Origin of the sequence: Aequorivita viscosa, assembly GCF_900106795.1 — a bacterium.
GTDB classification, from domain to species: Bacteria; Bacteroidota; Bacteroidia; order Flavobacteriales; family Flavobacteriaceae; genus Aequorivita; species Aequorivita viscosa.
This window is the reverse complement of record NZ_FNNS01000018.1, coordinates 14,041-25,609: the sequence shown is the minus strand read 5'-3', so window position 1 is coordinate 25,609 and position 11,569 is coordinate 14,041. Positions and strand designations below refer to the sequence as shown.

Below are 11,569 nucleotides of genomic sequence, written 5' to 3'. Positions count from 1 at the left end.
AAAAATAAGATTGCGATTTTAATGTATTTTCCAACCAAAACATTTTTTCAGTATGTATTTAAAATTTATTGAAAACAATCGTTTCCATTATGTTTTATAACTCATAAAATTTTCAATTTCCACTATTTTTTAAATACCTTTATAGAAACTAAAAAAATCAATCTATGGACGAAGTGCTATCATTTTTAGGGGAAATCCCTTGGTGGGCTTGGATGCTTATTTTTCTGCTCATCGTTGCTATTAGGGATGTGTTTTTTAACAAGTATCATACAATTAGTCATAACTTCCCTATTGTCGGGCACATTAGGTATATTCTTGAAAGCATTGGACCTGAACTTAGGCAGTACATTGTAGCCAATAATCGCGAAGAATTACCTTTTAATCGTATAGAACGCAGTTGGATTTACGCTTCGGCCAAGAACGAAAACAACTACAAAGGTTTTGGAACAGATCGGGATATTTTTAAACCAAATTATATTTTTATCAATAACTCATTGCTTCCTTTTAAAATTCAAAAGGACAATCCTAACTATAAAAACCCGTATTTTTTACCTTGTGCAAAGGTTATGGGAGAATTTAACAAACGAAGAAGACCATACCGCCCAACATCGGTTATTAATGTATCAGCAATGAGTTTTGGATCGCTTTCGGCTAGAGCAGTAGAATCATTAAATAAAGGATGCGCACTTGCCTATTGTTATCACAATACAGGCGAAGGAGGTCTTTCTCCATATCATAAAAATGGCGCCGATGTCGTGTTTCATTTTGGAACAGGATATTTTGGAATTCGTGACGACGATGGTAATTTCTCTATGGAAAAATTGGTTAAACTCGTAAATGAAAATCCACAGGTTCGAGCCATAGAGATTAAACTCTCTCAAGGTGCTAAACCAGGAAAAGGTGGGGTGCTCCCAGGCTCAAAGATTACACAAGAAATTTCTGAAATAAGGCACGTACCTATGGGCAAAGATGTACTCTCCCCTCCTAATCACACCGCATTTGACGGAATTAAAGGCTTGGTTGAGTTTGTTGATAATATTGGGCAGGAAACAGGGTTGCCTGTAGGAATTAAATCTGCTGTTGGTAGAACAAACGAATGGATAGAATTAGCACGCATAATGAAAGAAACCGGCAAAGGTCCAGATTTTATAACCATCGATGGCGGTGAAGGAGGTACCGGTGCTGCTCCCCCTAGCTTTGCAGATCACGTTTCGTTACCCTGGTTATTTGGTTTTGCCGAAGTCTATAAAATTTTTAAAAAGCACGATTTGTGCGACCGCATTGTTTTTATAGGCAGTGGTAAACTAGGCTTCCCAGCTTCGGCTGCGATGGCTTTTTCTATGGGTGCAGATTTAATTAATGTAGCTCGTGAAGCGATGATGTCTATAGGCTGTATTCAAGCGCAACTTTGCCACACAAACCGTTGTCCTACGGGTATTGCAACACAAAATAAATGGTTACAGCGTGGTTTGGATATTGAGGATAAATCGGTGCGAGCGCATTTCTATTTTAAAAACTTTAGAAAAGAATTAATCGAAATGACCCACGCTTGTGGCTACGAGCATCCATCACAGTTTACGATGGACGATGTAGATCTTGCCGTTGGCGATAAAAACCTTATTAAAACTCTTTCACAATCTTTTATGTACCACAAATGTCCAGTACCTTTTGAAAGCGTAAAAGCACTTTCGGAATGTCCACATTTAGGTGGTAATTATCACGAAAAAGAAGCTCGAAAAGAAGTGAAGTCGATGAAAAAAGAAAATTTGGTCCGTTATTGATACTTTAATCCAGTTTTCTGTTTAAAAAGTTTTCGAAATATTAGCTTAAAACCCAGTTTTAAACATTACTGATAAATTGGGTTTACTGTTATATTCTAAAGTATTACCGAAATTAACCAATTCAAAACTGATGATTTGTGTCTCAGACCACAACCTTATCATCAAATTGATAATACTCTGAAAAAACTTAGCTAAAGCCAACAAATATTTTGTCTGTTTCCCCGAGCTAAAACACGGGGTTAAATGAAAAAACAATTTAATAACCTCGGTGCTCTTGCTCGTGGTTAAAACACCAAATGCGAAGCTGGTTTTAGCCAAATATTTAATAGATTGCCTCTTTACGAGTTTACATTCTATATACGTAAAAAACCATATTTCATTCTAAGTTTTAATTCACCCTAAGTCAGTTTTACCGCTATACCATAATAATTTCAAAATCTTCGAAAACTTCTATCCGTCACATTACTTGTATAGCAGTCTAAAACGGCTTATTTTTGAAAACTTATAATATAAATTCTATGGAAGAAGCGATTCAAATTATCAATTATGTAGCCTATCTTTTACCTGCTATTGTTGTAGGAATTGTTGCATATTATTTTTTTAAGGGGCATACCGCAAACGAAGAAGGCCGAAGAAGGTACTTGGTTCAAAAAGAAGCTCAGAAACAGGTGTTACCGCTTCGACTTCAAGCTTATGAGCGCATTACGCTTTATTTAGAAAGAATTGATCCAACAAAATTATTAGTCCGAATAAAACCTTTTTCTGATTCAAAAGAGGATTACGAAACCCTGCTTATTCAAACCATAGAACAAGAATACGAGCATAATCTAACCCAACAAATCTATGTTTCTTCAGAATGTTGGAATTTGGTTGTGGCTGCCAAAAGTACTACCATTCATATTATTCGGCAAGTAACTACTCAAGATGATGTGGACAATGCAGATAAATTGAGACAGCAGATTGTACAGGGTTTTATGGAGGACACCAGCCCTTCTCAGAAAGCAATTGCCTATGTGAAAAGTGAAGTATTGGAGCTTTTTTAATAAAAAATAGAGCGGCTAAACCTTTATTTCGTTCAATTCACTATTCTTTTGTTTTGCATAGTGAAGTCCCCTATCCCACCATTGCGTCATTTTTTCCTTTTCGAAAATAAGTGAATTTGTAGTAAGCACTGTAGGTGTATAATACAAATTTATAATTACATCTTTATTGGCAGCGGCAAACTTTCCAATGCGTATATTCTGTTTTTCAATTCTATCTGCCATATAGCTATGGATGTTGGTGAGCAACGAAAATACATTTTTTGAAGGAAGCCGATTGTAGTACGTAACCTCAGTTTCTAGAACTATAACATCAACCATTGTTGCGCCTCGATTAATTGCTTCCTCAATAGGCACCATACTTCCGAAACCGCCGTCAGCGTATTCGCAATCATTCTTTTTAACAAGACTCATAAAAGGTGTAAAATTGGAAGAAATCCAAATCCAATCACAAAAATCTTTATAATTAAAATCGTTAACCGATTTATATTCCACTTGGTTTAATGAAAGGTTGGAAACGGTTACCACAACCTCTTTATCTGAAGCTTTTAGCATTTCAAACTCAGTTTCAGAAAAGGTTTTTTTAATGAGTTTTCGAAGGTTTAGACTTTCGCCAAAGGTTTTTTTGCCTTTTATGAAGTTTTTTAGCACTTCGTAATGGTTAATGGCAATTTGTCCACCGCCAAATTTGTCTTTTCTAATCACAAAAGGACAACTATTAAAAATACTATGCTGATTAACAGAAGTATAGACCTCCTTAACTTTATCGACTTTCCCTAACGCTAAATGTGAAATCAATAAACTACCAGTAGATGTGCCGACAAAAATATCGTAATTGATGTGCATTTCATCAATTAAATATTGAGCCACACCTCCTGCGAATGCGCCTTTACTACCACCACCCGAAATCACCAATGCTCTCATTACTTTGTTATTGAAATTAAATAACTTTTGGCGTTTTTTGAAACTTGGCTATTTAGCGATTTTACGGTTTCAAACAATTCTTTATTTTTCATGATTTCCATCATAATTTCTTTTGAAGATTTTGCAAAGCGCCACGTTGGGTGAACACAAGCCTCTAGTAAGTTTTTAAGTGTTTCTGAATCCCATAGACCAAGGTCGTTTATATATTTGAAAGCAGTTTCGCGAATTTCAAAACTAAATTCTTGTGAAGTATATTGCTTTAATTCCTCTAGGTAATCCACCTTTTTTGAGTCGTGATAATTTTCAGTTACCAAGGCTAAAACGAGCCAGAGCTGTCGAATGTTTTTATTCTGAAAACCTTCAATACCTTCTATTTGGTCAAGAACCTGCGTTCTTTTTTTAGGAAATTGTGCCCATATTTGATACAAAGCAGTCTCCAAGGTTACATACGATTCGTCATTCATCAAAGTCTCATAATGTGAAAGTAATTTTGTAGGAATTGTTTCAAGAGAAAGCGCCACAGCCTGACGCACGTACAGGTTATTACTTTCAAGCGCTTTAATGTAAAGCGGAAGTGTTTCTGAGATAGGCTCATCTGCAAGTTGATACACTGCCTCTTGCCCAATAAAATCATTCGGAAAAGTAAGTGCATTTCGCAATTGGGCTTTTTTATCTTTTAAAGGAACGGCACGCAACGCGGAAATTTCAAAATAGCTTTTAATGAAATCTGATTTCATCAAGGATTGAAAGGCATCTTCACTCTGAAAAGCGCTCTGATGCAACCAGTTATCTTCAAATTTGGAGATGTCTATTACCGAAACTGCTTTTACTTCATTTAAAAAGTCGGTAGTAGATACATTTTGATATTTGTACTTATTCAGATAATTAACAACTGCGGCTTTAAAGTCTACGTCTCCTATGGTTTCCCTTAAAATATGAAGCGCCCACGCTCCTTTCTGGTAAAAAGTAAGCGAACTTGCTTTGGGATTAAGGAGGGACTCGCCTTTTCCTTCTTCACTTAAAGCCTTCAATTGTTCAGCTGTTTGATACAATTGCCAGTAATAATAGTCATCTCCAAAAATATCCCGCTCTGCCAACAAAGCGTAATAAGTTGCGAAACCTTCCTGAAGCCAATGGTGCGAATCTACCGTTGCTGTCACGGTATTACCAAACCACTGATGCGCCAATTCGTGGGCATTCACGTTAATGTAGTTTCTGTCGTTAAACCCAATAGAATCGACCATAAAAGCTTCAGAAAAGAAGGTAGCCGTTGTGTTTTCCATTCCAGCGTAAAGAAAATCCCTCACAGGAACCTGCTTATAATTTTGCCACGGAAACGGCACTCCTATTTCAGTTTCCAAAAAGTCGAAAATCTGCTTGCTATAGCGATACGTTGGCTCTACTTTTAAGGAATCTTGAGGATTATAATACAGTTCTAAAGGAATTCCGGAATTGGAAGTCAATTCTTGTTTGTCAAAATTTCCAATTGCGAAAGCTACCAGATAGCTGGACATTGGGTTTTTCATATCGAAACGCCAAACCTTCATTTCGTTTAATTTTTCAACATTCAATAATTTTCCATTGGTAATAACAGTTTTGTTCTTTGGGGCAATTATCTGTAAATCGAACTCAATTTTATCGTTGGCGTCATCGATGCTCGGCAACCAATGCGAAGTGTATTTCCCCTGTCCCTGTGTCCATATTTCGTCGTTAAAGAAGTACAAAGTCTGCTTTGGTTTCATACTATACCAAAAGTCTGCGGTATATGTTGTGCCTTTTTCAAAATCACCAATAAACCAGACTTTTTTTTCATCAGCATCAATCTTAAATGCTTTAGTCACTACATCCTCTAACTGAATGTTAACCGCATCCATAAAAATGGAATCCGTTTTACTTAAGATTTTAAATGTAGCTACCAACCGTCCTTCTATTTTTTGCTCTGTACCATCTGGACCAACTGAAGCCTCAATCTTCAAAAAATCGACAGTTTCAGTTTGTTGAGCAAATACTTCATAATTAAAACCAACTTTAAGAAGTAGCAAGAAAAACAGTAAAAGCGATAGACTTCGTGAAGGCTTGTTCATTATTATTTTCGAAAAATCAGGCATAAAAAAAGGTTATTCTTGACAATCAAAAATAACCTTTTTTAAAACTATGCAGTAACGTTTTCTACTCTAATATAATTCGTTTAACACCTGTTCCGTATTGGTTTTCAATATTCATAAAATAAATACCGGCAGAAAGATTTGTTACGTCAAACGAGTAATTATTCAATTCGGAAGCTGAACTAAAATAATAAGTTTTTACAATTCTTCCGTCAATAGTATTAATTGTGAGTCTTGTTTTGCTATCAGGATATTGTGCATTCACGTGAAAATACCCTTTTGCAGGAATTGGAAACACTGAAATGTCATATACCAGCGTGTTATCAATGTTATTTGTACTCAACACATTTCCATAAATCATTGGGTTATTACTTCGATTTATTAAATGTGTATCTACATAATAAATTGGATTATAACCATCGTTACAATCTGTACAAGTTTGCCCCGAAACACAATCTGGGTTGTTAGGGTGACAGAAATCTTGATAACTTGGATGGAAACGGTAATCTAAATTAAAAGTAGTTCCTATTTCGGAACTCACGTCGTACGTATCGGGATGCGCGATAGCACCTGGACACCATCCCGCTCTTGGATATTGCCACGTTCCTCGTTGGTTTGTACAACCGTCTGGGTTTGGGTTACATTGATTCCATAAATGCTGTGTAAACGCCTCTGTTCCATTTATGTCTAAATAATGTGTAGCATTAAAGAACTCCGCTGCATTTGAAGTATTGTTCTGACCCCAACCGTGACCTGTATTAGAAACACGTAAATGCGACGATTCTACGGCTTGTGGAATTTCTATATTAAAAGTAGGTACTGGTTGCAAATTCGCTGGATCACCAAAACTAAAGCCGTCATCCCAAATTTCTATAACATCGCTATAAGCATATTCGGGTGTTCCTGCTGTATATGTCGTGTCGAGGGTAAGTTGCCATCCGCCTGTTCCCCACGTGTCGATAAACACACGGATTTCCACTTCACCTTGCAATAATGAACTATAATCGGTTACATCCAATTCGTGACTGCAAGCCACTCCATAAGGGGTTATGTATCTAATTAACTGAATCCAGTTGCCGTCTGGAGCTTTAATATCTATAAAAGCCCAACGATCCCAATCATCACAGCCACCTGCAATATTAGGGCAAGCCACATCTAAATACGCATTGATGTTGTTATAGGCGCCGACATACTGCGGAAAAGTATGTGTACCATAATACCATCTATCATTTTCGCCCGTAAATTCAATTACCACATCTTCTAAACTCGTAACTGTCTGAGAAGAAGCAGTGTTGACAACATTTATGTTTCGTGTAATTGAAGCTTCATCACCAGCAGCAGTAATTGCAGTCATCACTATTTCGTGATTACCGTAACTAGCTGGAGTCCATAAGTAGTAATAAAAGCCTGTATTTTCCTCAACATTATATTCGGTGCCGTTAATAGAGATTTTAACTTCCGAAACAATATCAGGATCTACCGCAGATGCATTTATATAAATTGGGTATGCCCTTAATTGTGGCATTTCTATAGGATAATCTTCGGTTAACCTTGTAGTTATCTCGGGTGCAGTCAAGGGAAGTGTTTCTGCAAAAGCCGAAAGATGCAGTAAAAAGCAGAAAGCAATTAAAAAGTAGGTTTTTTTCATAGTATAGAATTATTAAATTAGCCATTGGATAGACAAATATATCATTTATCAATCCCGCTGGAGTATTTCCACTCCTTTTTTTGGCGAAAAAGATGCCATTATCTATGAACACTTATCTGCTACAAACACCTATCGATCGTTTAAAAGGACTATGGCCAAAACGGGCTGAAATGCTTAAAAAAGAGCTAGGAATCCATACATATCAAGACCTACTAAACCTTTTTCCTAACCGATATCTAGATCGCACACAGTATTACAAAATCTCAGAATTGCAACCAACCAACGCCGAGGTTCAAATTGTAGGCAAAATAACACATATAAAAACAGTTGAACAGAAACGAGGCAAAAGATTGGTCGCAATATTTACCGATGGAACACATCAAATGGAATTGGTTTGGTTTCGAGGTCAAAAATGGATTCGAGAAAGCTTAAAATTGAATGTTCCGTATGTGATTTTTGGAAAAACAAAATACTTTAACGGGAGCTTTTCTATGCCACATCCCGAAATGGAATTACTCGAAAAACATGAAAAAAGCATGCGATCTGCGATGCAACCTATGTATCCTTCGACCGAAAAATTAGCCAACAGCGGGATGACAAATAGGGTGTTAAATTTGCTCGTGCAACAACTGTTTTTAGAGACCAAAAATGCCTTCGCTGAAACACTTCCAAAACCCCTTTTAGAAGAGCTAAAATTAGTATCGAAAAAGGAGGCACTTTTCAATGTTCATTTTCCAAAAAGTCAAGCTCATTTAGCTCGGGCACAATACCGTTTAAAATTCGAAGAATTGTTCTACATTCAGCTGCAATTAATTCGAAAAAACTTAGTTCACAAATCAAAAATAAAGGGTTATACTTTTGATAAAATTGGAACCTATTTTAATAGTTTTTTTTCCGAACATTTACCCTTTGATTTAACCAATGCACAGAAGCGGGTTATTAAAGAAATTCGAAATGATTTGGGCAGTAACGCCCAAATGAACCGACTTTTGCAAGGAGATGTGGGTAGCGGGAAGACTATAGTTGCTTTCATGTCAATGTTAATAGCACTTGACAACGGTTTTCAAGCCTGTTTAATGGCACCAACTGAAATTTTGTCAGTCCAACACTATAACGGGTTATTGGAGTTGTCTAAAAAACTGAATACCAGAATAGAATTGCTTACAGGTTCAACCAAAACTTCAAAGCGTAGAGAAATCCATGAAAAGCTGGAAAATGGCGAATTAGACATATTAATTGGTACCCACGCTCTACTTGAAGACAAAGTGAAATTTAAAAATTTGGGGCTTGCAATTGTCGATGAACAACATCGTTTTGGCGTGGAACAACGCAGCAAATTATGGCACAAAAACGAGTACCCTCCACACGTACTTGTAATGACCGCTACCCCTATCCCCCGCACCCTTGCCATGAGTGTTTACGGCGACCTAGATATTAGTATTATCGACGAGCTTCCACCAGGCAGAAAAGACATCAAAACCGTGCATCGTTTTGACGCAAATAGACTAAAGGTTTTTCGCTTTATTAGAGACGAAATTTCGAAGGGCAGACAGGTGTATATTGTCTACCCTTTAATCCAAGAAAGCGAGACCATGGATTACAAAGATTTGATGGATGGATACGAGAGTATTTCTCGCGAATTTCCAATGCCAGATTATCAAATTTCAATCGTTCACGGACAAATGAAATCTACCGACAAGGAATATGAAATGAATCGATTTGTGAAAGGCGAAACACAAATCATGGTCGCCACTACTGTTATTGAAGTTGGTGTAAATGTCCCTAACGCAAGCGTGATGATTATCGAAAGTGCAGAACGTTTCGGACTTTCCCAATTACATCAATTGCGTGGTCGTGTAGGGCGTGGTGCCGAGCAGAGTTATTGTATTTTGATGACAGGGCATAAACTTTCTGCCGATGCCAAAACCCGGCTACAAACTATGGTTCGTACCAGTGACGGTTTTGAAATTGCAGAAGTAGATTTAAAACTCCGCGGTCCAGGAGATTTAATGGGAACTCAGCAAAGTGGCGTATTAAACCTTCGAATTGCAGATATAGTAAAAGACTCAGATATCTTGAAAATTGCCAGAAGTTATGCTATGAAAGTCTTAAAAGCCGATCCTAACCTTGCTTCTGAAGAGAACATTCCTGTAAAAAACACCTACGCCCAATTGGTAAAATATCGAAATATTTGGAATTATATTTCGTAACTTTCGCCTCTAAATCCTCTTGAATGCCAATTAATCCGAGCAAGAGCTCAAACTCTGTGAAAGTAATAACCTTTGGAGGAATTCTAATTCTTATTTCTGTTTTAATAAGCATTGTTTTCTTAAATCAAGAATATAGCTTACTAATTGCGATAATTGTCGGAGCAAGTATACTAAGCTTTTTTCTTTATTTTTTCGCTAATTCTTTAAATAAAGTCATGCTTCAGGATAAATCCCTAATTCTCAAAAACAATATGGGGAAAATTGAAATTGCATTTTCAGAAATTAAATCCATAAACACTCTTCAGCCTACTGCTATTACAATGACCATGGGAAGCAAAGGGTTTTTTGGGTTTGTTGAAACTAAAATGGATGGAACGGTAAGTTTAATCAAAAATCGGAAGCAAATGATACTATTGACCACGACCTCAAACAAAAAGTATTTGTTTAGTTGTGACAACAAAAGCGATTTGGTAGCGGCGGTTTCTACTAAAATCAAGGGCAATACCGTTTAAATCGAAATTCCTAACAATAATAAAAAACAAATGAAGTTTTTTCATCTCACAACGATTATTACCTGTTTCTTAACCACTTATTCCTTTCAAGCACAAACCTTTACTATTTTTTACAACCAAATTGTTCAAAACACATCTTCTGATAACATCCTCGATGACCTAAACATTTTTGAAGATTTCGGTGTAAAAGAGGCTGGTACTAGCGCTATTGAAGCCACTAAAGATTGGATTATCGCCCGTTACCAAAGTCTTGGTTACTCTAATATTGAAACACAGTCATTCAATGTTTACGGTCAATCTACCTCTAATATCATCATCACAAAAACAGGAAGTTTGTATCCTGATACGTTTTTAATCATTGACGGCCATTACGACACCGCAAACGGCCCAGGTGTCAATGACAACGGCAGTGGAACCGTTTTAATACTCGAATTGGCTCGTTTACTAAAAAATATAGACACCGAGTACTCTATTAAATTTATTCATTTTAGCGGCGAAGAAGCCGGTTTAATTGGAAGCCAGTACTATGTAAACAATACCGTGATACCAGAAAATTTAGACATTAAATTAGTTTTAAACATCGATCAAGTAGGCGGTTTGGCTGGAACTAATAATAACACAATTGTTTGTGAGCGCGATGAAAGTTCACGACCTAGTTACAACAATGCAGCATCTGCCATTGCTACGCAAGAAATGGCTAACTGCTATGGTCTGTATTCCAACCTTCAGACTGAAATATCAAACGCCTACGGTTCAGATTATGTTCCTTTTGAAGACAATGGAGAAATAATAACCGGAATTTACGAAAAAAACGAATCTCCCTACCCACATACGCCCCTTGACGTTTTGGATAATATGGACCCTGATTACCTATACGAAGTTACCAAAGGCACTATAGGCGCTGCTTTACACTTTGCAGTGGCGAGAGAATCAATGAACATCAATGAAACTAACGTACCAGATAAAATTATCGTTTCACCAAACCCATCAGATGGAAATTTAACTATTCATCTTAATCAATCTTTTTCTTCTGAAGATGTACAATTAACTATCTACGACAGTTTAGGTAAAACAATCTACACTACTTCCCTAATCAATCAATCTACCTTATTAGACTTAAACTTTTTATCAAGCGGCATCTACAATTTTGTTTTCACAAGTAAGGAAGGCAACATTGTGAAGCGGATAATAATATAACCTGTTCTAAACAAATCAATTAAACACTAGGCTATCAAGCACTTAAACCGCAAGACTGAAGCATTAATTATTATTGTCAGTTTTTTGTTGTTTTACTATTAACCTAACGTTTATAATTCTATTTGAATTCAGTTCAATTCATTTTTCATGCC

The 11,569-nt window shown here is 36.6% G+C and carries 8 protein-coding genes; 5 read left to right on the top strand and 3 right to left on the bottom strand.

Annotated elements, in window-relative coordinates; genetic code table 11:
• Window positions 1-164: 164 nt before the first annotated feature.
• Window positions 165-1,781, top strand: a complete 1,617-nt coding sequence (locus tag BLW28_RS10890) for an FMN-binding glutamate synthase family protein (RefSeq protein ID WP_073218754.1) — start codon at window positions 165-167, stop codon at window positions 1,779-1,781.
• Between the two features lie 494 nt (window positions 1,782-2,275).
• Entirely contained in the window at window positions 2,276-2,824 is a 549-nt protein-coding gene (locus tag BLW28_RS10885) for a DUF7935 family protein (RefSeq protein ID WP_317042285.1), read from the top strand.
• 15 nt (window positions 2,825-2,839) lie between these two features.
• On the opposite strand, the gene BLW28_RS10880 is transcribed toward BLW28_RS10885, so the two are convergent.
• The 3 genes from BLW28_RS10880 to BLW28_RS10870 form a co-directional block, all read right to left on the bottom strand.
• Window positions 2,840-3,745 (bottom strand): patatin-like phospholipase family protein, encoded by a 906-nt coding sequence (locus BLW28_RS10880; protein WP_073218749.1) that lies wholly within the window; start codon window positions 3,743-3,745, stop codon window positions 2,840-2,842.
• Complete coding sequence (locus tag BLW28_RS10875) at window positions 3,745-5,829, bottom strand: M1 family metallopeptidase (RefSeq protein WP_073218889.1); 2,085 nt, start codon at window positions 5,827-5,829, stop codon at window positions 3,745-3,747. Before BLW28_RS10875 ends, BLW28_RS10880 begins: the two co-directional genes overlap by 1 nt.
• Before the next feature lie 85 nt (window positions 5,830-5,914).
• Window positions 5,915-7,498, bottom strand: a complete 1,584-nt coding sequence (locus BLW28_RS10870; RefSeq protein ID WP_073218746.1) for a peptide-N-glycosidase F-related protein — start codon at window positions 7,496-7,498, stop codon at window positions 5,915-5,917.
• A 104-nt stretch (window positions 7,499-7,602) separates the two neighbouring features.
• Between BLW28_RS10870 and recG the strand changes: the two genes are divergently transcribed.
• Genes recG through BLW28_RS10855 form a run of 3 tightly spaced genes read left to right on the top strand, consistent with a single transcriptional unit; the run spans window position 7,603 to window position 11,417 of the window.
• Window positions 7,603-9,708, top strand: coding sequence for an ATP-dependent DNA helicase RecG (gene recG, locus BLW28_RS10865; RefSeq protein ID WP_073218743.1), 2,106 nt, complete (start codon window positions 7,603-7,605; stop codon window positions 9,706-9,708).
• A 23-nt stretch (window positions 9,709-9,731) separates the two neighbouring features.
• Window positions 9,732-10,220, top strand: a complete 489-nt coding sequence (locus tag BLW28_RS10860; RefSeq protein WP_073218740.1) for a PH domain-containing protein — start codon at window positions 9,732-9,734, stop codon at window positions 10,218-10,220.
• 30 nt (window positions 10,221-10,250) lie between these two features.
• On the top strand, window positions 10,251-11,417 hold the full coding sequence (locus tag BLW28_RS10855; protein ID WP_073218737.1) for a M28 family peptidase: 1,167 nt from the start codon (window positions 10,251-10,253) through the stop codon (window positions 11,415-11,417).
• Window positions 11,418-11,569 lie beyond the last annotated feature (152 nt).

Excerpts from the sequence above, each read along its gene's own strand:
- BLW28_RS10870 (WP_073218746.1), bottom strand. The coding sequence starts at position 7,498 with ATGAAAAAAACCTACTTTTTAATTGCTTTCTGCTTTTTACTGCATCTT.
- BLW28_RS10875 (WP_073218889.1), bottom strand. The coding sequence starts at position 5,829 with ATGAACAAGCCTTCACGAAGTCTATCGCTTTTACTGTTTTTCTTGCTA.
- BLW28_RS10890 (WP_073218754.1), top strand. The coding sequence starts at position 165 with ATGGACGAAGTGCTATCATTTTTAGGGGAAATCCCTTGGTGGGCTTGG.
- BLW28_RS10860 (WP_073218740.1), top strand. The coding sequence starts at position 9,732 with ATGCCAATTAATCCGAGCAAGAGCTCAAACTCTGTGAAAGTAATAACC.
- recG (WP_073218743.1), top strand. The coding sequence starts at position 7,603 with ATGAACACTTATCTGCTACAAACACCTATCGATCGTTTAAAAGGACTA.
- BLW28_RS10855 (WP_073218737.1), top strand. The coding sequence starts at position 10,251 with ATGAAGTTTTTTCATCTCACAACGATTATTACCTGTTTCTTAACCACT.
- BLW28_RS10880 (WP_073218749.1), bottom strand. The coding sequence starts at position 3,745 with ATGAGAGCATTGGTGATTTCGGGTGGTGGTAGTAAAGGCGCATTCGCA.